The 24,471-nt window shown below is 43.0% G+C and carries 25 protein-coding genes; 19 read left to right on the top strand and 6 right to left on the bottom strand.

Features of this window, described 5'->3' with window-relative positions:
- The first annotated feature begins 161 nt into the window (after nucleotides 1–161).
- From IGK14_RS13485 to IGK14_RS13470, 4 genes are all read left to right on the top strand, one after another.
- On the top strand, nucleotides 162–1,733 hold the full coding sequence (locus IGK14_RS13485) for an alpha-glucoside-specific PTS transporter subunit IIBC (protein ID WP_010749960.1): 1,572 nt from the start codon (nucleotides 162–164) through the stop codon (nucleotides 1,731–1,733).
- Nucleotides 1,734–1,761: 28 nt separating this feature from the next.
- On the top strand, nucleotides 1,762–3,093 hold the full coding sequence (locus IGK14_RS13480) for a 6-phospho-alpha-glucosidase (protein WP_010749959.1): 1,332 nt from the start codon (nucleotides 1,762–1,764) through the stop codon (nucleotides 3,091–3,093).
- A 64-nt stretch (nucleotides 3,094–3,157) separates the two neighbouring features.
- Nucleotides 3,158–4,324, top strand: coding sequence for an MFS transporter (locus IGK14_RS13475; RefSeq protein ID WP_010749958.1), 1,167 nt, complete (start codon nucleotides 3,158–3,160; stop codon nucleotides 4,322–4,324).
- A 13-nt stretch (nucleotides 4,325–4,337) separates the two neighbouring features.
- Nucleotides 4,338–4,796 (top strand): PTS sugar transporter subunit IIA, encoded by a 459-nt coding sequence (locus IGK14_RS13470; RefSeq protein WP_081116043.1) that lies wholly within the window; start codon nucleotides 4,338–4,340, stop codon nucleotides 4,794–4,796.
- Between the two features lie 55 nt (nucleotides 4,797–4,851).
- Here IGK14_RS13470 and IGK14_RS13465 read toward each other — a convergent pair whose 3' ends face one another.
- Genes IGK14_RS13465 through IGK14_RS13455 form a run of 3 tightly spaced genes read right to left on the bottom strand, consistent with a single transcriptional unit; the run spans nucleotide 4,852 to nucleotide 7,405 of the window.
- Entirely contained in the window at nucleotides 4,852–5,625 is a 774-nt protein-coding gene (locus IGK14_RS13465; protein ID WP_438712425.1) for an ABC transporter permease, read from the bottom strand.
- Nucleotides 5,626–5,630: 5 nt separating this feature from the next.
- On the bottom strand, nucleotides 5,631–6,434 hold the full coding sequence (locus IGK14_RS13460) for an ABC transporter permease (RefSeq protein ID WP_010749956.1): 804 nt from the start codon (nucleotides 6,432–6,434) through the stop codon (nucleotides 5,631–5,633).
- A complete protein-coding gene (locus tag IGK14_RS13455) occupies nucleotides 6,431–7,405 on the bottom strand; it encodes an ABC transporter ATP-binding protein (RefSeq protein WP_005234036.1) in 975 nt (324 codons plus the stop codon). The genes IGK14_RS13460 and IGK14_RS13455 overlap by 4 nt, the downstream gene beginning before the upstream one ends.
- A 396-nt stretch (nucleotides 7,406–7,801) precedes the next feature.
- Here IGK14_RS13455 and IGK14_RS13450 point away from each other — a divergent pair, with 396 nt between their 5' ends.
- Nucleotides 7,802–8,470 (top strand): CPBP family intramembrane glutamic endopeptidase, encoded by a 669-nt coding sequence (locus IGK14_RS13450; RefSeq protein ID WP_010749955.1) that lies wholly within the window; start codon nucleotides 7,802–7,804, stop codon nucleotides 8,468–8,470.
- A gap of 47 nt (nucleotides 8,471–8,517) precedes the next feature.
- Here IGK14_RS13450 and IGK14_RS13445 read toward each other — a convergent pair whose 3' ends face one another.
- Complete coding sequence (locus IGK14_RS13445) at nucleotides 8,518–9,309, bottom strand: helix-turn-helix domain-containing protein (RefSeq protein ID WP_010749954.1); 792 nt, start codon at nucleotides 9,307–9,309, stop codon at nucleotides 8,518–8,520.
- Nucleotides 9,310–9,544: 235 nt separating this feature from the next.
- Here IGK14_RS13445 and IGK14_RS13440 point away from each other — a divergent pair, with 235 nt between their 5' ends.
- The 3 genes from IGK14_RS13440 (at nucleotide 9,545) to IGK14_RS13430 (ending at nucleotide 12,333) form a co-directional block, all read left to right on the top strand.
- A complete protein-coding gene (locus IGK14_RS13440; protein ID WP_010749953.1) occupies nucleotides 9,545–10,558 on the top strand; it encodes an acyltransferase family protein in 1,014 nt (337 codons plus the stop codon).
- A gap of 178 nt (nucleotides 10,559–10,736) precedes the next feature.
- On the top strand, nucleotides 10,737–11,801 hold the full coding sequence (locus IGK14_RS13435; RefSeq protein WP_081116047.1) for a DUF1002 domain-containing protein: 1,065 nt from the start codon (nucleotides 10,737–10,739) through the stop codon (nucleotides 11,799–11,801).
- A gap of 160 nt (nucleotides 11,802–11,961) precedes the next feature.
- Nucleotides 11,962–12,333, top strand: coding sequence for a YccF domain-containing protein (locus IGK14_RS13430; RefSeq protein WP_010749951.1), 372 nt, complete (start codon nucleotides 11,962–11,964; stop codon nucleotides 12,331–12,333).
- 245 nt (nucleotides 12,334–12,578) lie between these two features.
- Here the strand turns inward: IGK14_RS13430 and IGK14_RS13425 are convergent, their stop codons facing one another.
- A complete protein-coding gene (locus IGK14_RS13425; protein WP_005228428.1) occupies nucleotides 12,579–13,430 on the bottom strand; it encodes a MurR/RpiR family transcriptional regulator in 852 nt (283 codons plus the stop codon).
- 152 nt (nucleotides 13,431–13,582) lie between these two features.
- Between IGK14_RS13425 and gnd the strand changes: the two genes are divergently transcribed.
- From gnd to IGK14_RS13370, 11 genes are all read left to right on the top strand, one after another.
- A complete protein-coding gene (gnd, locus tag IGK14_RS13420; RefSeq protein ID WP_438712422.1) occupies nucleotides 13,583–14,482 on the top strand; it encodes a phosphogluconate dehydrogenase (NAD(+)-dependent, decarboxylating) in 900 nt (299 codons plus the stop codon).
- An 11-nt stretch (nucleotides 14,483–14,493) separates the two neighbouring features.
- The gene (locus tag IGK14_RS13415) at nucleotides 14,494–15,495 is read left to right on the top strand and encodes a D-isomer specific 2-hydroxyacid dehydrogenase family protein (protein WP_010749950.1); all 1,002 of its coding nucleotides are present in this window, start codon (nucleotides 14,494–14,496) and stop codon (nucleotides 15,493–15,495) included.
- Between the two features lie 15 nt (nucleotides 15,496–15,510).
- Nucleotides 15,511–16,614, top strand: a complete 1,104-nt coding sequence (locus tag IGK14_RS13410) for an iron-containing alcohol dehydrogenase family protein (protein WP_005228431.1) — start codon at nucleotides 15,511–15,513, stop codon at nucleotides 16,612–16,614.
- An 11-nt stretch (nucleotides 16,615–16,625) separates the two neighbouring features.
- On the top strand, nucleotides 16,626–17,459 hold the full coding sequence (locus tag IGK14_RS13405; protein WP_005228432.1) for a PTS mannose/fructose/sorbose/N-acetylgalactosamine transporter subunit IIC: 834 nt from the start codon (nucleotides 16,626–16,628) through the stop codon (nucleotides 17,457–17,459).
- A 19-nt stretch (nucleotides 17,460–17,478) separates the two neighbouring features.
- Nucleotides 17,479–18,336, top strand: coding sequence for a PTS system mannose/fructose/sorbose family transporter subunit IID (locus IGK14_RS13400; RefSeq protein WP_010749949.1), 858 nt, complete (start codon nucleotides 17,479–17,481; stop codon nucleotides 18,334–18,336).
- 18 nt (nucleotides 18,337–18,354) lie between these two features.
- A complete protein-coding gene (locus tag IGK14_RS13395) occupies nucleotides 18,355–18,861 on the top strand; it encodes a PTS system mannose/fructose/N-acetylgalactosamine-transporter subunit IIB (protein ID WP_010749948.1) in 507 nt (168 codons plus the stop codon).
- Nucleotides 18,862–18,963: 102 nt separating this feature from the next.
- Complete coding sequence (locus IGK14_RS13390; protein WP_010749947.1) at nucleotides 18,964–19,839, top strand: hypothetical protein; 876 nt, start codon at nucleotides 18,964–18,966, stop codon at nucleotides 19,837–19,839.
- 24 nt (nucleotides 19,840–19,863) lie between these two features.
- Nucleotides 19,864–20,319: a PTS sugar transporter subunit IIA gene (locus IGK14_RS13385; RefSeq protein ID WP_010749946.1), complete on the top strand. Its 456-nt coding sequence runs from the start codon at nucleotides 19,864–19,866 to the stop codon at nucleotides 20,317–20,319.
- Nucleotides 20,320–20,339: 20 nt separating this feature from the next.
- Nucleotides 20,340–21,437, top strand: coding sequence for a mannonate dehydratase (gene uxuA / locus IGK14_RS13380; RefSeq protein ID WP_010749945.1), 1,098 nt, complete (start codon nucleotides 20,340–20,342; stop codon nucleotides 21,435–21,437).
- Complete coding sequence (locus IGK14_RS13375) at nucleotides 21,434–22,051, top strand: bifunctional 4-hydroxy-2-oxoglutarate aldolase/2-dehydro-3-deoxy-phosphogluconate aldolase (protein ID WP_438712418.1); 618 nt, start codon at nucleotides 21,434–21,436, stop codon at nucleotides 22,049–22,051. Before uxuA ends, IGK14_RS13375 begins: the two co-directional genes overlap by 4 nt.
- A gap of 96 nt (nucleotides 22,052–22,147) precedes the next feature.
- Nucleotides 22,148–22,870, top strand: a complete 723-nt coding sequence (locus IGK14_RS13370) for an HAD family hydrolase (protein WP_010749943.1) — start codon at nucleotides 22,148–22,150, stop codon at nucleotides 22,868–22,870.
- A gap of 206 nt (nucleotides 22,871–23,076) precedes the next feature.
- On the opposite strand, the gene IGK14_RS13365 is transcribed toward IGK14_RS13370, so the two are convergent.
- Nucleotides 23,077–24,240 carry an ROK family transcriptional regulator gene (locus tag IGK14_RS13365; protein WP_010749942.1) on the bottom strand — a complete coding sequence of 388 codons (1,164 nt, stop codon included), beginning with the start codon at nucleotides 24,238–24,240 and terminating at the stop codon, nucleotides 23,077–23,079.
- Nucleotides 24,241–24,471: the final 231 nt, after the last annotated feature.

Below are 24,471 nucleotides of genomic sequence, written 5' to 3'. Positions count from 1 at the left end.
ATCTCTCCATTGATTCTGTGTGACAATTCACATTTTATGTGAAAAAAACCTTTCAAATGTGAGAAACTTTTAAACAACGGAAAAGGGTTTCATAGCATCATTTTAATAGTAAAATGAGAATCAGTAAAGCGCTTAACTAAAAACGTGAAGGACGAAAAACTATGATGAAAAAAATACAAAGGTTCGGCGGAGCGATGCTGGCACCGGTCATGCTGTTTTCCTTTTTTGGGATCGTTATCGGCTTTTCTCTGCTGTTTTCGAATCAAACGATCATGGGGGACATCGCAGCACCGGATACCCTCTGGTTCAAATTTTGGAATGTGATTGCAGCAGGAGGCTGGACACCCTTCTTCCAATTGCCACTTCTATTTGTAGTAGGGCTGCCGATCAGTCTAGCTAAAAAATACGCCGCCCGCGCTACGATGGAAGCACTCGTTACTTATATCGCTTTTAATTATTTTGTAAATGCAATTTTAACTTTGTGGCCAGAATCATTTGCGGTGGATTTAGCTCAAGGGGCAACTGCTGGTTCTGGGTTGACATCGATTGCGGGAATCATCACCTTAGATACCGGCATGATGGGCGGCTTGCTGATTTCGGGAATCGTTGTCTATCTCCACAATCGCTTTTATGAAAAAGAATTGCCAGAAATGCTGTCGAATTTCAGTGGCTCAGTCTTTGTAACCATGATTTCCTTTTTTGCCATGGTTCCTTTGGCAGTACTCATGTGTTTTGTCTGGCCAGTTATCCAAGAGGGAATGAGAAGCATGCAAGGCTTTTTCATTGAATCAGGAAACTTCGGTGTCTTTATTTATCAGTTCTTGCAAAAAATACTGATTCCAACAGGCTTGCATCACTTTGTTTATGCACCGTTTGCCTATGACAGTGCGGTTGTCGAAGGGGGAATGGCCGTTTATTGGGCCTCCCACATTGGCGAGTTCCAAACTACTGCGTTTTCGCTGAAAGAGCTCTATCCGTTTGGCGGTTTCTCACTATCAGGAATGTCGAAAGTCTTTGGAACGGCAGGTCTGAGTTTAGCGATGATCCAAGCGGCTCGGCCTGATAAAAAGAAAAAAGTGATCGCATTGATTGCACCGGCAGCATTGACGGCTATTTTGACCGGAATCACTGAACCAATCGAGTTTACTTTCTTGTTTGTTGCACCAGCATTATGGTTTGTTCATGCTTTACTGGATGCTTCGATCGCCACAATCTCCTATGCTTTCGGGGTTGTCGGGGACTTTGGCGGCGGATTGATCAACTGGTTAGGTCTAAATTGGCTGCCCTTGTGGAAATTTCACAGTTCAACTTATATTACCCAAATCATTATCGGGCTGATTTTTACCGCTATCTGGTATTTTGTGTTCTCCTTTATGATCAAGAAGTTCAACTTAAAAACGCCTGGACGTGAGGATGATACTGCAGCAATGCAGTTGTATACAAAAGCAGATTATGACAACAAAAAGCAAGATGAAAAATTACCAAAACATGTGCGGCAAGCACAGGCCTATATGCACTTGGTAGGTGGAAAAGACAATGTCATTGATGTAACGAATTGTGCGACACGCCTGCGTTTGACTGTTAAGGATGCCGCCAAAGTTGCAGATAGTACGCAGTTTCAAGAAGCAGGTGCCTCAGGACTGGTCAACCCGGGAAATGGCGGCATTCAAATCATTGTAGGATTAACGGTACCAACGGTTAGAGAATCATTCGAAGAACTAATGGCCGAATAAAACAGAATCACAAGGAGGAACAAGTACCATGAGTAAGAAAAAAAGTTCAATTTTAATTGCAGGTGGCGGAAGTACCTATACACCATCGCTGGTTATGATGTTATTAGAAAGTCAAGAGCGCTTTCCAGTTAGAAAAATCAAATTCTATGACAACGATGAAAAGCGTCAAGAAACCGTAGCAAAAGCTTGTGCAATCATTATTGCTGAGCGAGCGCCAGAAGTGCAGTTCGAATATTCAACCGATCCAAAGGAAGCTTTTACGGATGTGGATATCGTGATGGCACAGCTTCGTGTCGGCAAATATGCTATGCGGGAACAAGATGAGAAAATTCCTTTCAGGCATAATGTTGTCGGACAAGAGACCTGCGGACCTGGTGGTTTAGCTTATGGCCTGCGCTCGATTGGACCGATCTTAGAACTAGTCGACTACATGGAAAAATACTCGCCAGATGCCTGGCTTTTGAACTATTCTAACCCAGCAGCAGTCGTTGCCGAAGCGACCAGAAGATTCCGACCAAATTCAAGAATCATCAATATTTGTGATATGCCAGTTTGTTTGGAAGATATCATGGCGCGAGTGATTGGGTTGAAGGATCGGAAAGAATTTGAGACGAGCTATTTCGGCTTGAATCATTTTGGTTGGTGGACCAGCATCAAAGACCATGACGGCAATGACTTAATGCCACAAATCAGTGCGCATGTTCAAAAGTACGGCTACACCGAACAAACACAAAAAGGCCAGCATAAAGAAAGCAGTTGGCTGGAAACGATGTGGGCGGCTAAAGATCTGCACGAAATTGAACCAGAATTTTTATCGAATACCTATCTGAAATATTATTTGATGGCTGATGAAACGGTGGCTCATGCGGACAAAGAGTATACCCGTGCCAATGAGATTATTGACGGACGAGAGAAGTATGTGTTTGATGAATGCCGACGAATCGTTGCAAACAACACAGCAGTTGATACAACATTTGCCTCAAACGAACATGCGTCCTTTATTACAGACCTTGCTTGCGCACTAACCTTTAATACGAAAGAACGCATGATTCTTATTGTTGAAAACAACGGCGCAATTGCCAACTTTGCCCATGATGCAATGGTGGAACTACCTTGTCTAGTTGGAAAAGATGGCTACGAAGTCTTGTCGATCGGTGATATTCCAACATTCCAAAAGGGATTGATGGAGCAGCAGATCGCATCTGAAAAATTGGCAGTTGATGCTTGGGAACAAGAGTCTTACCAAAAATTATGGCAGTCCTTTACTATGAACAAAACTGTACCAAGTGCGAAAGTCGCCAAAGAAATATTAGATGAAATGATTGTGGCGAACGAACCATATTGGCCAGAACTAAAATAGGTCCAGCAGGTAAAAGGAAAGGGATCGGCTGAAGGAATTTCCTTCAGCCGATCATAAACAAAGAATGGAAATCAAACACAAATTTCAAGTAATCTATTTTGTTCAATATGCAACGATGGCGATTTTGATGACACAAATCGTTCCTTTTTTAACTGAGCAAGGCTATGATGCGCTTGAAAGAGGCTGGTTTTTAGCCTCCTACAGCATCACGACAATTCTTTTTCAGTTAGTGATCGGCTATTATTCGGACAAGAGCAAACGATTAAAACGTATTTCGATGCTTCTGATGATCTTTCTGGTTTTCTTCTCCATTAGTTTTTATTGGTTAGGAAAAGACCACTGGCTGATCCATCTTCTGGTATTGGCTATTGCGGGTGGATTAGCCAATACAACAGCAACGGTGCTCGATAACTGGGTATTATCGGAGTCCAGTACTTCAAAAAGAATTGCTTCAATCAAAGCAAACGGCTCTTTAGGGTGGAGTATGATGAGTGTCTGCGTGCCATTCTTTTTATTTTCCAATAATTATCGCTGGTTTAGTTTGCCGCTGCTCCTCTTTTTGCTTATCAATTATACATTTTCACGAACGATCCCAGAGAAAAACGCCTTACCGCAAAAGCAAGGAACAGCAACAAACAGCGGTGTCTCGCTGGCAGACATTCTTCTGTTATGCAAAGACCGACGCTTTTTGGTTTATACGGGACTGTTCTTTCTCTTGTACTTGACAATCGTTGCGAACAATACGGTCGTTATCGACAAGCTGATTACAATGGAAAGAGGCAGTGAATTTGTTGGTCTGAAATGGTCGATCCAATCCTTTTGTGAAATTCCAGCGTACCTTTTGCTGAATCGCATGATTGCTAAATGGAAAAATGAGCGCTTGATTTTGATTGCAGGCATATTTTTAACCTTACAATTTTTTGTCTATTGGCTTGCTAGTAGCCCATTCTTACTTTTGGCAGCCAGTTTTCTGCAGTTTTTCACTGTACCGGCATTTACCATCGGCAGTCGAATGATTATCAGTGCTATTACACCGCCAGCTGTTTTTTCTTCTGGACAACTGATATCGATCAGTGTGTACATTGGTGCGGCATCGTTTCTTTCGCCATTAGCTGGCGGCTTTCTTTCGCAGGTGCTGTCCCTCGATACTGCCATCTTTATCTTTGGTTTATTGCCCTTCGTAGCTTTTCTTATCTATTCTAGCTGTCAGAGAACACTGTCGGCAATCTAAGGAGGAATTACGGATGCTTTTTAAAAGAAAAATAGAAATTTGTGCACCGGCAACAGGCCGACTGCTACCGATCGAAGAAGTACCAGATGAGGTATTTTCGTCTAAAATGATGGGAAATGGATTTGCCGTTTCTCATCATCACGGAAAAATCTATGCACCAGCAGCCGGGACGGTTCGAACGATTTTTCCAACACAGCATGCCTTAGCCGTTGAGTTGGTGGATGGCCGTTCCCTTTTGATCCATATGGGAATTGAAACAGTGGCGTTAGCAGGGGAGCCCTTCACGATCGCGGTCCAAGAAAACCAGTCAGTCACGACAGGTGAGTTGCTGGCAGAAATGGATGTAGCAGCAGTTGAGGAAATGGGCAAAGAGACCATGGTGATCGTTGTCTTCATGGAGGAACAAGGCGGGAATTGCCTGCGAACAGATGGCGATATTCAGCAAGGAGAGGCTGTTTTTCACTTGAAATAACCGAATAAAAAAGGAGCGCATTCTCTTAGTTTCAAAGAGAGGCGCTCCTTTTTCTTTACGAACCCGTAGAAATATAATTCTTCAAACCTACTCGCCAAAAGAAGAAGGCGGGAAAGGCAAAGAGTAGACAAACCAAGGGTGATAAGATCCACCAAGGATTAGTTACGCGACCAATGACATACAGAAACGGATAATACTGAAACCAAGCCATCGGCACGACGTAGGTCAATAAACGCAAGACGTGTTTTCCGTAGATACTGAAGGGGTAGCGGCCGAACTCGCGGGCACCATCGGTAAAAATATTCATAAATTCAAGTCCTTGGATCGTAAAGAAGGAAATGGCGGCATACACTAAGAACAATAGGGCGAAAAAGAGGGCGCCGCAGACGATCATCAGAAAAAGAGTCAGGACATTTCCAAAATGCCAAGCAATTCCACTATTAGGAATCGCATAAGCAAACAACAGCAAGGCTTGAATAAAACGGCCGAGACGCGAGAATTCCATTTTGGAAGCTAAGACTTGAAAAATCAAGGAGCGAGGGCGCACGAGTGCTCGATCGAACTCGCCATTACTGATCATTTGCGGAAAAAGATCGAACCCGCGAAAGAAGCATTCCGCAATCGAAAAGGCAAACAAAACCGTTGCAAAGGAAAGTAGGACTTCCTCAAAGGTAAAGCCATCCACTTGATGAAACCGGGTAAACATAAACCAAATGCCTAAAAAAGCAGTAAAGTAGCCTAGAAATTGTCCCAAAGCGGTTAACACAAAGGAAACTTTATACTGCATCTGACTTTTGAGATGGATACAAAAATAATGCCAATAAACCATATTCCTTAACCTCCTTGCACAACGACACGTTTGAGCGCCTGCTGCAGCCAAATTTTTCCGATCACGATCAAAAGTACGAGCCAAAAGGCTTGTAAGAGCAATGCTGAAACCAGCGCCAAGTCAGTCAGATCCCCGTTGTAAATTCGCAGCGGGACGTTTTGCATGGAAGCAAAAGGCAGTAGTTCCACGAATTGGCGAAAAGGCTGCGGAAAGAAAGGCAGAGGAATGACCCCACCAGCTAAAAATTCACCGATGGAGCTGATGACGACCCGCACCCCGATGGAGGATAATGTATAAAAAGTCGAGATGTAGACCAGCTGCGACATAGCGATCACTACACCTAAACTCAGCGCCATGGACAAAAGAAACAAGAACAAGGCAACGATGTTTGCTGGCAGAATTAAACGATAAGGTGCTGGCAGTAAAAAGGCAATCACAAAAATCGGTCCGCAACGCAAGACGGCTTTTGCTAAGCGATTGGCAGCCGATTGGCAAAACCAGCGATTGTATAGATCCATCGGCCGCACAAGTTCATAGGCAATCGACCCTGTGGTGATGGTGTTGAAAATTTCTGCCTCAAAGAACCACAACATAAATAAAGACAAGAAGGCTTGCTGGAGCCAAACATAGGAGACGGTTTGTTGAAAGGTCATGGGAAAGGCACTAGGATCTGCTTGGTAAAAGGCGTGGAATGCCAGAATTTCCATCAAGCCCCAAGCTAGTTGCGTAGCCATCCCGGCAATCGCCGCCGAGCGGTATTGCAAGGTGTTGATAAAGCGGATGCGGAAAAATGCCTGATACTTCCTCATATCTGATACTCCTGATACAGCTTGGCGACCATTTCTTCGGCGGTGATACTGGCAACGGCCAAATCGGTGATCTCGACTTGATTGCTGAGCAGACTGAGCAGCTGAGCGACTGACACTTCTTTGGGATCAAGTTTCAGAACAAGGCGACCAACGTCTTTTTGAAGCAGCTGGACGTTTTCTGGCAGATGAGGTTCATTCCCTTGATAGTCGATCTCCAGCGTTTTGACATCAGAAAAACGATGCTTTAGTTCATCGAGGCGACCATCCAGCAAAATTTGCCCTTTGCCGATTAACAGAATTCGCTGTGTCAGCGCCTCGATATCTTGCATATCGTGGGTCGTCAGGATGACTGTGGTGCCTTTTTCTTGGTTTCTTTTTTTAATAAACTGACGCACGGCAATCTTTGATACAGCATCTAAACCGATGGTGGGTTCATCAAGAAATAAGATTTTGGGGTCATGGAGTAAGGAGGCGGCGATCTCACAGCGCATACGCTGACCGAGACTCAAGGACCGAGCAGGGGTTTTTAAGATCTCACCTAAATCTAGTAAGGTGACTAATTCTTCTAGGTTGCGCTGATAACTAGCAGCGTCGACTTTGTAAATATCACGGATCAAATCAAAGCTGTCATTGACGGGGACATCCCACCAGAGTTGACTGCGCTGCCCGAAGACGACGCCGATGTCTTTGACATGTTGAATACGTTCTTGCCAAGGCGTACGACCATTGATGTGACAAATGCCTTGATCAGGGGTCAAAATCCCGCACATGATTTTTATGGTGGTACTTTTTCCAGCACCATTAGGCCCGATGTAGCCAACCATTTCGCCTTCATTGATGGTAAAGCTGATGTCTTGCAACGCATGGACGGTGGTGGTTTCACGAGAAAGAAAGGCTTTGGCTGCTTGGCGAAAGCCGCTTTTTCGCTTGGATACTTGGAAGGTCTTGCTGAGGTGTTCTACTTGGATCATTTGGATTCACTCACTTTCTTTTGACAAACGCGACAAAAAGAGCATTCGAAATCGAATACTCGCAACGAGTTGGTCCAAACGAACATGGTTGGGGCAGCGGTTCGTCAGCCAAACAAAAGTAGGAACAGTGTAGCATAAGAGAGCGCTTTTTTCAAATACTACTTATATTTTTTTGAGAGCAGCGAAAGAAAAAACGTGGTTTGTTGGATAAAATACGCAAAATAACTGTTTTTATTTTTTATTTGTTGTAAATACTGAGGAAACTCAGTATCATTAGAAACAAGCCGATAGCGGCTAAGCAGTTTCTGGATATATGGGGAACCAAGTGATGGGCTGTGTCATGGTTTGTCGTAACCCAATCCTGCAAAATGCAATGAGCAAACGATGGAGGAGAGCATGAAAGCAGTAAAGAACTTATTTATTTTGATTGGCTTATTCTTACTAAGTCAAGTAGGGATGACCGTATTCAGTGTGGTAAAAATCTATTATTTGGAAGCCGGAGAACCGAGGATTCCTGCGATGATGAGCTATGGGTTGATTGCCTTGCTTTTGGCAAACATTGGCCTACTGATGTATTTGGCTCGGAAGCTAGGACTTGCCACCTTTGACTTTGGCTGGTCAACGAAGCGCAACTGGCTATGGATCATCGGTGGTTTTGTTTTAGGTCGAGTCGTTGCTGTTGGTGGTACCATGTATCTGCAGTATATATCGGATCAAGAGGCGACCGCGAATGATGCATTGTTAGGGGAACTGTTTACAGGCGAAAATCCGCTTTTGATCTTCCTATTGATCGCTGTGGCGGCGCCAATCATGGAAGAAATCGTTTTCCGTGGTGGGTTTATCGGCCTTTTATTCAAGAAATACCCGATAGTCGGGATCATTTCAAGTGTAGCCGTTTTTAGTATCATCCATTCCGTCACCAATCTGGTCGAGTTTTTGATTTATGGTGCTATGGGACTGATAATGGCGTTGATTTATGTAAAAACTAAGCGTCTAGAAACAGCCATCGCCATGCATTTTCTCAATAACGCCTTGGCGGCGATCGCAATGATCTTGCTAGGATAAGAAAGTCAGCAAAAACCACCAAATCAAAACGATTCGGTGGTTTTTGTTTACTCTGGCAGCTGTCCTTGTTCAAAGGGCAATTGCGCCAGTTCTTCTGCAGTAAAGAGGAGGTCGCCTTCATCTTCGATAGAAAATGCGACACCAGCTGCTGATTTTTGATAGACGCGCGCTTTATTCATATTACGAAGATAAAGATCCTTGCCTGCATTTAATTCTGGTGCAGCTAAATTGTCTTCGCGATTACTGCGAATGACGATTTTGCTTGTTTGCGTGCCAAAATGAAAACCGCGATGACCAAAAGCCGTTAATTGACTGGCATTTTCGCTGCTGTATTCTTTATAACCCGACAGACGGCCCGTTTTTACCAGCGGCCGATCGATCGTATAAGTGATCAAGTATTCCGTATCTTCAGGCAGCTGAATCACTTGTCCGGTTTCCTGATTCGTTATCTCAGTGGCAGGCAAGTGGTACTTTTTAATAGAAGTGATCGCTAGGTCTTCTTTTGTGAAAAAGACTGGATCGATCCAAAATCCTGCCAGCAAAATCGTACTTAAGCTAATACTGAGAACAGTCAAAAGGGCGATCAATACGAGGCCAATTCGTTTGCGGTGGGTGGTCAGATTGAGTTCTTGGACCATCTGTTTGTCTTCTTTTAATAAATAGTCCAAGGTCAATTCAAAATAGTTGCTCAGCTTGACTACTTGATCTAGATCAGGATAGCTCTTGCCGTTTTCCCATTTTGAAATCAGTTGCCGAGTGACAAAAAATTCCTGCGCCAATTGTTCTTGCGTGAGATTTCGTTTGGTGCGTTCTTCTTTAATAATTTTCCCAATATCCATGTGTCTGTTTTGCCTCCATCATTCTTCTTATATATTATAGCAAACTCTTTTCTATGCGAACGAGGATCTATGAAATTAACGATGCAACAAAGGGTAACATCCTTTATTTATCAATGTTTCTACTTGTTGCACTGTCTTTCTATTCTGGAAGCTTTCAGTGCTGGTCATAAAAAGAAAGGGCCAGTAAAGTGAAGGATGTTTGATCAAATTTGACAGAGAAAGGAGAAACGATTGAATGAAGACAAAACAACCTATGGTTCCAATTGGCTACATCCAATTCATCGCTTCCTTACTGGTGATTCTCGTTCACTGTGGTCGACTGGCAGAAAACAACGGGCTTCATTTTTTGTTAAAGAGTCTCTTATGTCGTTTGGCAGTTCCTTTTTTTCTGCTGCTGAATGGCTATTTTTTTCAAAAGAGTACCTGTTCATGGCAGCAATGGTGCAAACGACAACTCAAGCTTTACTTGCGTTGGTCGATCGTGTATCTTCCCTTAGGCTGGTTTTATTTAGGGCAGCAAAATCTTGCTGATTCATTACGGGTCATCGGTTTGGCTACTGGCTTTTTTACAGTAGGGGTCTGGTACCATCTTTGGTATTTTCCAGCGTTGCTCTTTGGCATGTGGTTAGTACGAAAAACTCGCTTTCTTGGCTATCGGCGGCAGTTTTTACTGGCGATCAGTTTGTATGTGATTGGCTGTCTTGAAACGTACAGCAGTTATTTAAGTGGACCTTTATTGGTATGCTATCAAAGCTATCGGACACTATTTTTTACAACGAGAAACGGACTCTTTTATGGGTTTTTATTTTTACTGTGTGGGGTTTGTTTAAGAGAACACCAAAAACACCCTTTTTTTACGAAGCATCTTGGCAGAAAACTCGCGGTCTCTCTTTGCTTATTAGGCATTGAAGGTCGACTGGTGTATCTCAATCAGGGGGACGATAAGAATTTCATGCTGTTTTTTGTGCCGACGACTCTTTTTTTCCTTGCTTGGCTGATCAAGCAGCAACCCCCAAAGCGGACTTGGCAAGCAAAACAAGCAGCTGAGGCTAGTCGATTGATCTTTCTGAGTCACCCGCTGTTTCTAGAAACCGGGAAGGTCTTTTTTTCACTCGCAGGGTTTCCGTTGTTCTTTTATACGATAGCATTAACGGGAGCCTTTCTTGGTTTGAGGAAAGTGGGCAGCCGTTTGAAATCCTATACTGTTGGTTTTGCTAAAAAAACAGTTGATGAAAAGAAAAGCGTCTAAAGTATTGCTGTACCAAGGATAATACCAAAGTACGCCTTTTTTAAATAGCAGTAGAGTTCTAAGTTTTTCTTCATTTCAGACCCTAGACGTAGGCTTTGCAAGAAAACCTATAGTACAATTACAGCAGTAAGAGGGAAAAAATCCCTGAAAAAGAGATCAACACTTGGAGGATATAGTGATGAAAAAACAGACTCGAAAACCAGCGATGATTTTAGCGACTCTCTTGGTATCTAGCCAAGTTTTATTAGCAGCACCACAAGTTTTTGCTGACGAAACCAATTCAACGACCAGCAGTTCCACTGCAACGAGCAATTCTACCGCAACGACAGCCACTACCGATAGTCAAACAAGTACTTCTGACAGCAGTTCAGATCGTTTGCAAGTCAATGCCGTGGCGATCGGAAATGCCTTGACGAAAGCACAAGAAGACTACACACTTGAACGTCTGGGCATTCAAGGCGAAACACCGATTTATACGACAAACGGTGCTGACTTGATGAAATACATTCCCGATGGTGGCTTTACCGCAGATTGGGCGGTCTATAGCTCGGTCAGAATGCAGACGCTAGAAAGCGGGGCAGGAATCACTGTCGATATCGCGACACCAGATAACATTACCCGCATCACCGCAGCCCAGTATCAAAATGCGGCGCTGACGGCAGGGATCACTGATGCGAAGTTAACGGTTGCTTCTGCTGTACCGATCGACGGTTCCGGTGCGTTAGCTGGGGTTTACAAAATCGTTGAAGAATCAGGCGGCGTCATCAATCAGAATCGAGTAGCTGTAGCTCAAGATGAGATGGATGTGCTTTCTACGATCACCGAAGAGAACAAAGACAAAGAAGGCTATTCCGATGAAGCTTTGAATGCTGCGCAAGAACAAGCGAAAACCGATTTGGCTGCTCAAACCGCAGATGGTACGGAATTGACTCAAGCAGACATTCAAGAGACAGTAGAAAAAGCCTTGAAGGACAACGGACTTGAAGGAATCGTTACGGAAAATCAAATTTCTGAATTGACCTCTTTAATGAGCGACATGCGAGACAACAATATCTTCGATGACTTCATCAAAGAATTGGATCTGTCAGAAGCTCGCAAGCAAATCGAAGAAACCTCTAAGGGCCTTTGGGAAAATATCAAGAGCTTCTTTAGCGGCATCTGGTCTTCGATCACCGGTGTCTTCGGCAATGACTCAAATGAATCAAATAACAGCAGCGAATCAACCGTTGATTCTGGACAATAAGCATTTTACAAAATAACGTATTTCGCTTGTATTAAGAAAAAAGAGAAGCGCGCAGGGGAAGGTGCAGGGACGCTAGTGCACATCTGAGTGCTAACGATGTCCTCTGCTTTCTTTGCTAAAACAGGAGCAGTCTTTATTAAAAAAGAAGGAGGGTAATCAGATGAATTTTTTAGGCAACGTGATTTGGTTTGTCTTTGGCGGTTTAATCGGTGCGATCTCATGGTTTTTGGCTGGGTGTTTATGGTGTATCACCATCATCGGCATTCCCATTGGTCTGCAATGTTTTAAGTTTGCGACTTTGTCATTAGCACCATTTGGGAAAGACATCGTTTACCGTGGCGGTGGCGTGTCCGTGATTCTCAATATTTTATGGTTGATTTTTTCTGGTATACCACTGGCTTTAGGACATTTAGCTAGCGCAGTCATTCTAGCCATCACGATCATCGGCATTCCATTTGCGGCGCAATCATTGAAAATGGCGCGCTTAGCGTTGATGCCCTTTGGAGCAGAGATTGTGTCTAGTCGTTATTGATTTACCTAAAAAAAGATAGTCTTAAAAAACCACATTACAGAGCGGATAGCTTTGTGATGTGGTTTTTTTGCGAGAGTAAGGGACAAGATTTTTGGCAGGCTCAGCGCATTTGAGATTCAGAACTGAAAAAGTTGATAAGAAACCAAAGAAGAGTACAGAAAAAAGCACAAGTTTTTTTGCATATCAACTGTGATTCACAAAAGAATTAGCGAAACGCAGAAAAATCTAAGTTTTTTCTTCCCTTCTCAGGGTTCTTTGATTTTTGAAATGGAGCGCCGAATTTTGGCAATCGATTGTTGTGCTTTGTCTCGATTAATAAACATTAAGATGACATAGAGGGAATCCATGATGCTCAGTTGAGCGATTCTGGATGCCAATGCCTCTGAGCGAAACTCAGTTTCTTCGGAAATAGAGATGAAAACCACGTCGCCGAGTTTGGCTAAAGGGGAAGCAGCATGGCTAGTAATGACGATAATTTTGGCACCATTGTTTTTGGCAACTTGAGCTAGTTCAATGGTTTCTCTTGATTTTCCAGTATGAGAGATAAAAATGCCGCAATCATCTGGCGTCAACAATGAAGCCTCCATCAGTTGGATGTGATAATCACTGCTGTGAAAAACAGTGATCGGCGAGCGCAAAAATTTGTGATAGGCATCGGTTGCCACGATCTCTGAACCACCAACGCCGAAGAAAAAAAGTCGTTTAGATTGATTGATCATTGCAGCAGCAAGCTTTAAATCTTCTTCTTTCAAAAGATTTTTGGTATCAGTCAATGTGGTCATATTGGAATCAAATACTTTTTGAGCCATAGTCAATTCATTATCAGACTTCTGGATATTTTCATGGATCGAAATGGCAGAAAAATCATTTTCCTGCATCAGCATTGCCATTTTGAAGTCTTTAAATCCGTTGTAACCGAGTTTTTTTGTGAATTGAAAAAAGGTCGAATCAGCGATGCCTAATTCATTGGATAAATCACTGATTGAACTGTGGCTGACTTTACTAGGATTTTCCAAAATGTAGTCGGCAATCGCTTGTTCTTTGAGACTTAAGTCTTTATAAAGCGTTTTTATTTGCAGGCGAATCGAAACAGTCAAAGACGGTTACCTCCTTTATATGAACATTATTATCTTTGTATTGTTACGTTACCTCTTTTAAAGAAAAAAAGCAAATAAAAATTATTTTTATTTTTTATATTTACAAAAAAATATTTTTTTGTATAATGAAAGTATGAAATGGAGGCGCTGTTATGGAGATAGGAATTATCGGACTTGGAAAAATGGGATTGAACTTGGCCCTCAATTTAAAAGATCAAGGTTATCAAGTAAAAGGGCTGGATCTTTCGATACATGCGCAGAAAACAGCGCAAGAAGCTGGAATTACACTCTATCAAACGCTAGCTGATTTGACGAATTCTTTTAGCGGCCGACGGGTTTTATGGTTGATGCTTCCTGCGGGAACTGTGACTGAGGGGATTCTTGAAGAACTATGGCCCCTTGTATCAGCGAAAGACATCGTGATTGAAGGCGGAAATTCTAATTACAAAGATTCGATTCGCCGAGCAGCCTGGTTTAAAGAAAAAGAGGTGCATTACTTTGATTGTGGGACTTCTGGTGGGGTTTCCGGAGCTAGAAAAGATGCATGTTTGATGATTGGCGGGAATGAAATCGCTTTTTTAGAGGTGGAATCTTTGTTTGCAGATGTGGCTGTTTTAGGAGGCTACCTTTATGCAGGGGAATCAGGAAGCGGTCATTTTCTAAAGATGGTCCATAACGGTATCGAATACGGAATGATGCAAGCCATTGGTGAAGGCTTTCAATTGATTGAACAAAGTGCCTATGACTTTGATTTGGCTTCCGTCGCAGAGGTATGGAATCATGGATCGGTTATTCGCAGCTGGCTGATGGAAATCGCAGCGGCCCAATTTAATGAGAGCCCTAAGTTGGAGGAATATCGCGGGGTTGTTGCAGCTTCTGGTGAAGCTAGGTGGACAGTGGAAACGGCTTTGGAGATGAATGTTGCTGTACCGACGATCGCTATGAGTTTGTTTATGAGAAATTTGTCCCAAGAAGAAGACAGTTTCTCAGCAAAAGTCGTCTCTGCGCTAAGGAATGGTTTTGGTGGTCACGAGATTGTTGCAAAAGAATAAGGAGGAAGAATATGGAACAGTTTAAGATCGCTATAGTGAATTCCAGCAGCTTTGGAAAAATCTTTCCGCAACATATCGAGCGGTTGAAAGCAATCGGAACTGTCAGTCATTTCACGTTCGATAGCGAAATCAATGGGAAAGAATTGGCAGAAAAGCTTAAGGGATACAACATCATTATAGCAAGTGTTACCCCATTTTTTACCAAAGAGTTTTTTGAGTATAAAGATGAATTGCTACTGATCACACGCCACGGGATCGGCTATAACAATATTGATTTAGAAGCAGCGAAGGACCACCAAACGATTGTTTCGATCATTCCAGCTTTGGTCGAGCGAGATGCAGTAGCAGAAAATAATGTGACCAATCTATTGGCGCTTCTGCGCTGTACAGTTGAATCGAATACAAAAGTCCGCGAAGATCAATGGGAAAAACGAGCGAACTTTGTCGGACGGGCTTTATTTAACAAGACGGTAGGGGTGATCGGTGTCGGCAATACTGGAAGTTGTGTAGTAGAAATATTGAGAAATGGTTTCCGCTGCGAGGTTTTGGCATACGATCCATATAAGTCCGCTTTGCATATTCAAAGCTATGGCGGAAAAAAAGTCGAGCTAGACGAGCTGCTAGCAAAATCAGATATTATTTGTCTATGTGCTAACTTGACGGAGGAAAATTATCATATGATTTCCTTTGAAGAAATTTCAAAAATGAAAGATCAAGTATATCTCTCCAATAGTGCCCGTGGCGCACTTTTGAATGAAGAGGCAATTGTAAGCGGATTAAAAAGTGGGAAAATCGCTGGTCTTGCCACCGATGTCTTAGAGGAAGAGCCTGGTCATAAAGATCATCCGTATTTAGCTTTTGAAAATGTAGTTATGACACCGCATACATCGGCTTATACTATGGAATGCTTAGAAGAGATGGGAAACAAATGTGTAACGGATATTGAACGAATCGTTAAGGGGCTGCTGCCAGACCGTGCTGTTCAAGCGGAAAGTCGGTTTTTGGCTGTATAAAGGAGAGTGAAACTCGTGCTAACGGATTTAAAAGTAAAGGTTGGACCGCAAGTTTATCGTTACCATGAAGGCGCGATCGACTATGTGCCGGAAGTATTAAAAGAGTACAAAGTAAAACGACTGCTGCTCGTACATGGAACGGTTTCATGGGAAAAAGCAAAACCAAAATTACTCTTTTTAGAAGATGCGCATTTGGAAATTTTTTATCATCGCTACACGGGAGAATGCAGCTATTATGGCGCTGGGCTGATTGCTGATCTTGTTGAAGAACTGGCGATCGATTTTATTCTGGGGGTTGGCGGCGGGAAGTTAGCCGACTTAGTGGGATATGCAGCACATGTAGTCAATCGACCCTTTGGACTGATCCCAACATTGGCCAGTAATTGTGCACCATGGACACCCTTGTCTGTCATGTATAAAGAGTCGGGAGAATCTGAAGGAAAGTCGGAACACTATTTAAGACAGGCTGCTTTTTTGATTACCGATCCGACGTTAGTGATCGATGCACCAGTCTCCTACTTCATCGCCGGTTTAGCAGATACGTTGGCAAAGTGGATTGAATCGGAAGCAATCTTAGCCCAACCACATTTGAAAAATGAGCCCTTCTTGCAAATGGCAGGCTATACAGCAAAATTATGCGAAACAGCTATTTTGACACAATCGAAACAAGCGATTGAAGATATGAAGCGGCAGGAAGTGACAGACGCCTTTTGTCACTTGTCGGAGATCGTTATTGCAGTTGCTGGAATGGTAGGCGGGCTAGGCGATAAATATGCCCGCAATGCAGCGGCGCATGCGATGCATGATGCCATCAGTAAATATCTGCCTGAAAGTCATCGTTTTCTTCACGGGGAAAAGGTTGCCTATGGGATGTTTTATCAATTAGCCCTTGAAGAAAAATGGACGGTCATCGATCAGTTGATCCCCTTTTATCAAGAATTGCACTTACCAATGAGTTTACATCAAATGGGTATTTTTCCTGAAGATGCACAAGTCATCGATCAGTTGGTGCAGTTCATAGATTCGAAAGAAAAAGTACACTTGATTCCAGTCTTAATCACCAAAGAACGCTTGAAAGAAGCTGTTCTTGATTTAGAAAACTATTTGAAAGAAGTTTAGGAGGAGGAAAAATGGATACATTAAGTGTTACACAAAGTTTACTGATTGCGCTATGGGTTGCAGCAGTCATGTCTCGTTGGCTCGGCGGAGGCGCCACACTGACTTTACGTTTTTCACCATTGATGACGGGATTAGTTGTCGGACTGGTGATGGGAAATGTGGCTCAAGCCATGATCGTTACTGCCGCTTTACAAATGATTTACATGGGGGTATTTTCTCCTGGCGGATCCATGCCAGCGGAACCTTCAATTGCTGCGGCGATTGCCGTACCGGTAGCTTTGCTAGGAAATCTGCAACCAGAAGCAGCGATTGCTGTTGCCGTTCCTGTTGGGTTGCTAGGGAGTTATTTGTATCAGTTCCGTTTCTTTATCAATACCTTCTTAGGAAAGTATACGGATAAAGCAGTAGAAGATCTTAATGCCAAGGCCATGACGCGTTCAATTATTTTATACCCAACGCTGGCTTCATTTATTTTATTTGTTCCGCTGGTATTTATTGCACTTTATTTAGGCGCTCCGCTGATTGCTGATGTCATCAATGCTCTTGAGGGGACAGTCGTTATTCATATTTTAGAAGTAGTCGGCGGCGGATTGGCAGCGATCGGGATTGCAACTACCGTCTATGTGATCGGTCGAAAAGATTATATGGTCTTTTTCTTCTTGGCCTATTTCATGAGTGTAGTTTTCAGTTCGCTGGAAATTACCATGGTCACCTATGCGATTTTTGGCATTTTGATCGCGTTGATTTTTGTTCAGTCACAAAAAGGAAAATTGGTCCCAGCCCCAGAAACGAATACAGCATCACCATCCTTTGATGATGACGATGACTATGATGACGGGTTCTAATCGATAAGGAGGAGCAGTAATGACCGAAACAATTCAAAAAGCGCAAGGCGCACCAGAAGAAATCACGAAGAAAGATGTCACAAAAGCATACCTAAGATGGCATTTCGCCAATGAGATCCCGCATTCATTTGAACGGTATTTATCACCCTCGCTTTTATACGCCATGATGCCGATTTTGCGCAAACTTTACAAAGACGATGAGGCACTGAAAGCTGCCTACAAACGCCAACTGCTGTTTTTCAATACCCAACTGAGTTGGGGGGGCGGAGTCATCACTGGATTAATGTCTTCGATGGAACAGCAGCGAGCCGAAGAAGAGTATGAGAAAAAAGAAATTTTGATGCAAGATGATTTGATGTACAACACGAAAGCTGGTTTGATGGGTGCTTTAGCAGGAATCGGGGATGCCATCGACTCAGGAACCGTTCAATATATCTTTATTGCGATTGCTGTTCCTTGGGCACAGCAAGGAAGTCCACTAGGTGCGTTGTTCCCATTCATTTGCTTTGCACTGTATCAAGTTTCTCTAGGAATGTTTTTCGCCTGTCAAGCATTTTCGATGGGGCGCAATGCAACTGGTTTGATGCAGAGTACAGGCGTCCAAACCGCAATTGAAACACTGTCGGTTCTCGGTTTGTTTATGATGGGGGTTCTGGCTGGAAACTATGTCAAAGTCAGTTCTTCGCTACAGTTTGATATTTCTGGACGAGAATTTATTATCCAAGATATCCTTGATCAGATTGTACCAGGGATTTTGCCGTTAGCAGTTGTAATGGGCATCTACTGGTTCTATACAAAGAAAGGATTAAAAGTCACGCAAGCATTACTATGGCTGACCTTGATTCTGATTATTTTAGCCGGTGTCGGTATTTTATAAGAAAAGGAAGTGGAAAAAATGGGTGTAGTAAATTTAGCACGAGTAGATGAACGATTGATCCATGGGCAGGTCATGATGACCTTGTCACAAAAAAGCGGAGTCAACTCGATTTTTGTAGTGGATGAGGTAGTAGCTAAGGATAAGTTCATGCGGGAATTATACAAAAATGCCGGTAGCCGCACAGGGCAAAAAACGATCGTCGTTACACCAGAAAAAGCCAAATTTTACTGGGATGAATACAACTTCAAAGATTACAACTGTATTTTGATCGCTAAAACCATCAGTGTGATGTACGACTTAGTCAAACACGGCGTGCCAATGAAAGAATTGAACATAGGCGGTATCGCCCAAAAAGATCCCGAGAAAGATCTCTTGGTAACAAAATCTGTTTATTTAAATCAAGCTGATGCGCAAAAACTCAAAGAAATGAACGAAGCGTACGGTGTGGAATCAATCTATTTTCAAGCAACACCTTCTGCACCGAAATCAACCCTTAAAGATGTGTTGAAGCAGTTCAATTTGTAATCATTGAGCGCGTTCGTCATCTGTTGAAGAGGAAGGCGGAGGATCTTATAAAAATAGAGTTCCTCCTTCCTTGTGAGTAATTTGTGAATAGGAGAATTCACCATGAATCAAACAGAAACATTTCGTGATTGGCTTTTTCGTTATCGGTATGTCTACCGATCGCGTTCCACGGATAAAAGCAAACAAAGATTTTTGAAGGCACTCATCGCAGATATCATCCCGTTTCGCAAAGATCTTCAGGTGATCGAGTATGATCACACGAAAAAAAACGCCTCACGCAATTTGTATGTTGGCGATCTGACCAAAGCAAAACGGATCATCTGCACATATTATGATACACCGCCACAGCATTTCGGCGATTACCATTTTTTTGATCGGCAGGAGCAAGGCCGTAAAACAAATCAATTTATTCTGACTGCTTCAGCAGTGATGATTCTTTTAGGGCTGTTGGGAACTTGGCTTTATATCCACTTTGCTTCAGGGAGATTTCCCTTGCTGTCTTGGCAAACAGCACTTTTTGCTTCAGGGGTCGGTATTTATTTTCTGCTATTAAATCGCGTAAGCCGCGGGGCAGGATTTCAGCAAAATCTAACCCGCAATACCTCCTCTATCTTAGCGCTGCTGTCCTTGATCAGTCAAAACAGTCAAACAGCGACGGCCTTCGCATTTCTTGATGAAGGAAGTTACGGAGAACGCGGGTTGGAAGTGTTACGTGATTCAGTAAGGCCGAATGCGAAGATTTATTATTTAGATTCTATTGGTGCCGATGCTCCGATTCGAGCTATCGGCAAGCAATTCAATGAAGGGCAACTGCAGCAGTTGGCGATCGAACACAGTAGTGAAGCAATAGGCAGTATTAACTATTTATTTTGTGCAGAAAAGCAGCAGGATCAGACGTATGTGCTGCCTAGAAAACAATTAAAGCAAAAAGAGCTGAATCTGAGGAATATGCAAAAAGTTCTTGCGTTATTTGGTTAGGAAGCTAAAAAGGAGGAATAACATTTGTTAGGAATCGTATTGGCAACTCACGGACAGCTGAGTACTGGTTTTAAAGATGCTGCAGAGGTGATCATGGGCAGTGTCGAAAATATTGCGGTCGTTAATTTGAACCACGGAGAGGATATTCAACTTCTGGGAAACAAAATCCATGAAGCGATTCATGAAACAGATCAAGGGGACGGTGTCTTGGTGTTTGCTGATCTATTGAGTGCGAGTCCCTACAATCAGTCGGTTGTAACGATCAATCAATTAGAAGAACCACTTCAGGAAAAGACGTATGTGATCGGCGGAGTGAATCTACCGATGGTATTAGAAGCAATCAATCATCAATTTTTGGCGACACCGATTGAACAGGCGGTGGCAGCAGTGATCCAGCAAGGAGAAAACAGTGTAGCGCTTTGGCACAATTCTTCAGCAGATGATAGTAGCGAAGAAACTGATGAGGACGATGATTTTTAAAAACGAAAGGATGACAGCAAATGCAATGGGGGTTTCGATGGTACGGGGAAGGGGATACGATCCCGTTAACGAATATTCGACAAATTCCAGGAATGCACGGCATTGTAGGAACACTTCTGAATAAAATGCCCGGAGATGTATGGGAGGTTTCCGAAATCAACGCACTAAAAGCATCAATTGAAAAAGAGCATCTTTCGCTATTAGGGATTGAGAGTGTCGCGATCCACGATGCGATCAAAGCTGGAACAGAGGAACGGGATCACTACATCGATCAATATATTCAAACGATTCGGAATTTAGCAGCTTGTGATGTACATATGATCTGCTATAGCTTCAAACCGATCTTCGGCTGGGCAAAAACAAATCTATTTTATCAAAACGAGGATGGCAGCTTCTCTTTGCTCTATGATCAAGCCGTTGTGGATGATATGGAACCTAGTGAGATGTATACGCTGATCCATAGCCAATCAAAAGGCTTTAAATTACCAGGTTGGGAAGAAGAACGACTGAAAAAGTTCCAGCGTTTGATGGCAACTTATGAAGGGGTCACTCAAGAGATCCTCTTTGATAACTTAAGCTATTTCTTAAAGCGGATCATTCCTGTGTGTGAAGAAGTAGATGTGAAAATGGCGATCCATCCGGACGATCCACCTTGGGAAATTTTTGGTTTGCCACGGATCACCAAAAATTTAGAGGACTTGAAAAAAATCATGGCCATCGTGGATTCGCCTTATAATGGGGTGACGTTGTGCACCGGTTCGTTAGGTGCCGATCCAGAAAACGACATGGTGGAGATCGTTCATGGCTTAAAAGGCCGCATCAACTTTGTTCATTTTCGCAATGTGTTGTTTATGGGGGAACGCAAATTTAAAGAATCTGCCCATCTTTCCACTGAAGGATCGTTAGATATGTATGCCATTATGAAAGCCTTGGTTGAGGTCGGTTTTGATGGTGTCATCCGTCCTGATCACGGGCGGACGATCTGGGGGGAAGTGGCGATGCCAGGCTATGGTCTGTATGATCGCGCGATTGGTATCAGTTATCTTCAAGGGCTTCATGAAGCCGTCTTGAAAGAACAAATGCAATCGAGGGGAACGAAGGGAGGAGAGAGCGTATGACACTCTATGAACAATTGGCAAAAACAAGGGTGTTGCCTCTTTACACTGCAACAGACCTTACCTATTTGCCAGTAGTAGAATCACTGCTGATTGAGTATGAACTGTATTTTATTGAAGTGACCTTCCGCAGTGACCTTGCTTTAGAAGCGATTGAAAAACTCTCTCAATCGGGCAAATTGATCGTAGGCGCAGGCACGGTCCGCACCTTAGAACAAGCGAAAGCAGCGGTTGAGAAAGGGGCGCGCTTTATTGTTTCCCCTGCTCTTGTACCTGATGTGGTGGAATTTTGTCTTGCCGAAAACATTCCAGTGTTTCCAGGGACAGCTACGCCAAATGACATTCAACGGGCAATGGATTATGGCTTATCAGTTGTGAAATTTTTCCCTGCGGATATCTACGGGGGCTTGCCGGCAATCAAAGCCCTCAGTGGTCCGTTTTATGATATTCGATTTGTCCCAACTGGCGGAATCAACCTCGAAAATATGCAAGACTATTTATCTGATCCGCAAGTGCTAGCAGTTGGCGGCTCCTTCATTCTTTCAGAATCACTAGTAAAAGAAGGTCGGGAAAAGGCTGACAGCCATTTGGCGCATGTAAAATCATTGCTAAGTTGAGCAGTCAGCTGTAAATAAACAAGGTGAAGCAATGGGTTCCAGAGGATTTTGGTACCATTGCTTTTTTATTCGCAGAAAAGTAAAGGAGGCTATAGGATGAAAAAGATAAAACTGGTGATTTTTGATATGGACGGTTTGATGTTTGAAACAGGTCGTCTAGCTTACCGCGCTTATTTAAGAGCCGCGGAGGAATATGATTTTGAAGTTTGCCAAGAAGTTTATTATTACCTGACTGGCAGAACGGAAGCAGATATTCGTAAAGGGATGCAGGAACTTTATGGCAGTACGGTACCAACGGATCGATGGCGAGAAGCGATGAATCTTCAGAAAGAAGTGATTTTAGCTGAAGAAAAACGGGTATTCAAAAAGCCCGGCCTTCTTGAACTGTTGGAAGCATTAAAAAAACAAGATTGCTTGATGGCCGTGGCATCCTCTTCATCGAAAGAAAAAATCAAGGCGTACTTTGAAATGGAACAGATGCCAGATTGGTTTGATACAGTGGTTTCTGGGGATCAAGTGCGAAAGGGCAAACCTGATCCAGAAATCTTTCTAACAGCTTGCCAACAATTAAGCGTAAAGCCTGAAGAAGCCTTGGTATTAGAAGATTCTCTAGCTGGCATAAAAGCCGCAAAACAAGCCGAAATCCCAGCTTTTCTGATTGCGGATGATTTGAGTGCTTTGCCAGTCAAGAAAAATGGGAAGTATCCTTTGCTTAAACAGCCAAAACTTGAGCAAGAAGTAGCTGCACAGGTGAAAACTTTTTCTGATCTGACGGAAGTTAAAGACTGGCTAGTCGTGAATCATTTTTCTTGGGATTGATCAAATCGTACGGATTTTCCTGCATAGCATCTCGCAAAAACAGGTAGTCAGCGATCAATAAGTTTTTGGATGACTTTTTTCTATTGAAGTATAGAATTGGTATTATAACTGTCGCAGGATTCAAAGAATAGCGAAAGTTCTTTACTGTGAAAAGAGAAAACGCTGGACTGCTCCTTCAGTCCAGCGTTTATTTAGCGTATCAGTTGCTACAAATCAAGTGCCGCAAAGCGCAAATCGTTGATATTCAAGAAATGTTTCGCCACTAAAACGTTGCCGCCAAACAGCGGGGCCTGATCGCCTAATCGACTGTTTTTGATCTTCGTGTTTTTGGTGAACTGGCTGGTCAATTTTTGTTGCAGCGCCAGTAATAAATCAGGAATTTTGCGATAGACCGAGCTGTTGATATAGACTTCTTCGGGATCAGAAAAAGTGATGACATTGTTTAGCCCAATACTAAGAAACTCAACATTTTGTTGCGCCAATTCGACTGCTGACTTTTCTCCGACATGGTAGGCTTGTGCAAAGGTATCCGAATTAACGAACGCAGTTTTTGTATAGTGACTGTAGGTGTCAAACAAGACTTTGTTCGAGGCATATTGCTCTAAGCAGCCTCGATTGCCGCAAGGACACAAGTTGCCGTGAGGAAAGAGCGTAGAATGGCCAACTTCCCCCGCCATGCCGTGAGTACCGGTTTGTAGCTGCCCATCAACGATGATTCCGACACCGATCCCACTATGGACGCTGACGCTCAGTAAATTCGTGGAATCAGAAGAAAAACAGTACTCGCCTAAAGCCGTCAGATTGGCTTCGTTCTCTATATAGACCGCCGTATTGTATTTTTGGCTCAAAGGGGCGATCAAATCAAAGTGTTCCAAGTCGTAGTAGGGGGCAAAGGTGATCGTCTGATTGTGAACGATGCCGTGGATCGCCAAACAGATTCCTACTAATCCATGAGTGGTTTGCGGCATTTGCGGCCAAAATTCTTTCATCATAGAATCGATCGTCGCCAGTACATTTTCTTTGGTGATCAATTCATGGGAATGATCGGCGGAGGCGATCATCTCGCCATTGATATAAGAGAGCATTCCACGAACATAGTTATAGCCGATGTCAAAGGTAACAGCTAAGCTACTGCGGTGGTTGAATTGCAATTGAATCGGTTTGCGACCACCGATCGAAGTGGAATCCCCAATGCCGACTTCGCGCACGAAGTCCGTGTCGATCAGTTTTTTGGTTATTTGAGAAACAGACGCTTTATTGAGATGGGTCAAATTTGACACTTCCGCTCGTGACACATTTTCATTGTCAATGATCGTCTTCAATACAGCCGCTTCATTTTGTTCGCGTATGCCCATTTTATTGATAATCATGTATTCTCCTCTTCGTAGATGTGATTAGTGTTAGTTTACCGTGCAAATTAATATTGTGCAAGCTGAAGAATAAAGAAAAGACGCAGAATGTAGGAGCAGCAGTTTGAGAAGGAAAAACCATGAAAGATTCGTTGAAAGCGCTTGACAGGAATGCGAGAATCGTTTACTATCCAATTAGTTAGTTTTGAATGCTAATTAACCGATTAAGGGTCAATGGTTAACTGCTTCAAA

It is taken from the genome of Enterococcus sp. DIV0970a (assembly GCF_051711265.1).
Taxonomy (GTDB): domain Bacteria; phylum Bacillota; class Bacilli; order Lactobacillales; family Enterococcaceae; genus Enterococcus_D; species Enterococcus_D casseliflavus.
Note: the sequence above shows the minus strand (reverse complement) of the source record. Positions and strands in the feature narration are given on the sequence as shown.

What these genes read in the sequence shown, in the direction of transcription:
- IGK14_RS13485 (WP_010749960.1), top strand. Translation starts at nt 162, where the DNA reads ATGATGAAAAAAATACAAAGGTTCGGCGGAGCGATGCTGGCACCGGTC.
- IGK14_RS13480 (WP_010749959.1), top strand. Translation starts at nt 1,762, where the DNA reads ATGAGTAAGAAAAAAAGTTCAATTTTAATTGCAGGTGGCGGAAGTACC.
- IGK14_RS13475 (WP_010749958.1), top strand. Translation starts at nt 3,158, where the DNA reads ATGGAAATCAAACACAAATTTCAAGTAATCTATTTTGTTCAATATGCA.
- IGK14_RS13470 (WP_081116043.1), top strand. Translation starts at nt 4,338, where the DNA reads ATGCTTTTTAAAAGAAAAATAGAAATTTGTGCACCGGCAACAGGCCGA.
- IGK14_RS13465 (WP_438712425.1), bottom strand. Translation starts at nt 5,625, where the DNA reads ATGGTTTATTGGCATTATTTTTGTATCCATCTCAAAAGTCAGATGCAG.
- IGK14_RS13460 (WP_010749956.1), bottom strand. Translation starts at nt 6,434, where the DNA reads ATGAGGAAGTATCAGGCATTTTTCCGCATCCGCTTTATCAACACCTTG.
- IGK14_RS13455 (WP_005234036.1), bottom strand. Translation starts at nt 7,405, where the DNA reads ATGATCCAAGTAGAACACCTCAGCAAGACCTTCCAAGTATCCAAGCGA.
- IGK14_RS13450 (WP_010749955.1), top strand. Translation starts at nt 7,802, where the DNA reads ATGAAAGCAGTAAAGAACTTATTTATTTTGATTGGCTTATTCTTACTA.
- IGK14_RS13445 (WP_010749954.1), bottom strand. Translation starts at nt 9,309, where the DNA reads ATGGATATTGGGAAAATTATTAAAGAAGAACGCACCAAACGAAATCTC.
- IGK14_RS13440 (WP_010749953.1), top strand. Translation starts at nt 9,545, where the DNA reads ATGAAGACAAAACAACCTATGGTTCCAATTGGCTACATCCAATTCATC.
- IGK14_RS13435 (WP_081116047.1), top strand. Translation starts at nt 10,737, where the DNA reads ATGAAAAAACAGACTCGAAAACCAGCGATGATTTTAGCGACTCTCTTG.
- IGK14_RS13430 (WP_010749951.1), top strand. Translation starts at nt 11,962, where the DNA reads ATGAATTTTTTAGGCAACGTGATTTGGTTTGTCTTTGGCGGTTTAATC.
- gnd (WP_438712422.1), top strand. Translation starts at nt 13,583, where the DNA reads ATGGAGATAGGAATTATCGGACTTGGAAAAATGGGATTGAACTTGGCC.
- IGK14_RS13415 (WP_010749950.1), top strand. Translation starts at nt 14,494, where the DNA reads ATGGAACAGTTTAAGATCGCTATAGTGAATTCCAGCAGCTTTGGAAAA.
- IGK14_RS13405 (WP_005228432.1), top strand. Translation starts at nt 16,626, where the DNA reads ATGGATACATTAAGTGTTACACAAAGTTTACTGATTGCGCTATGGGTT.
- IGK14_RS13400 (WP_010749949.1), top strand. Translation starts at nt 17,479, where the DNA reads ATGACCGAAACAATTCAAAAAGCGCAAGGCGCACCAGAAGAAATCACG.
- IGK14_RS13395 (WP_010749948.1), top strand. Translation starts at nt 18,355, where the DNA reads ATGGGTGTAGTAAATTTAGCACGAGTAGATGAACGATTGATCCATGGG.
- IGK14_RS13390 (WP_010749947.1), top strand. Translation starts at nt 18,964, where the DNA reads ATGAATCAAACAGAAACATTTCGTGATTGGCTTTTTCGTTATCGGTAT.
- uxuA (WP_010749945.1), top strand. Translation starts at nt 20,340, where the DNA reads ATGCAATGGGGGTTTCGATGGTACGGGGAAGGGGATACGATCCCGTTA.
- IGK14_RS13375 (WP_438712418.1), top strand. Translation starts at nt 21,434, where the DNA reads ATGACACTCTATGAACAATTGGCAAAAACAAGGGTGTTGCCTCTTTAC.
- IGK14_RS13370 (WP_010749943.1), top strand. Translation starts at nt 22,148, where the DNA reads ATGAAAAAGATAAAACTGGTGATTTTTGATATGGACGGTTTGATGTTT.
- IGK14_RS13365 (WP_010749942.1), bottom strand. Translation starts at nt 24,240, where the DNA reads ATGATTATCAATAAAATGGGCATACGCGAACAAAATGAAGCGGCTGTA.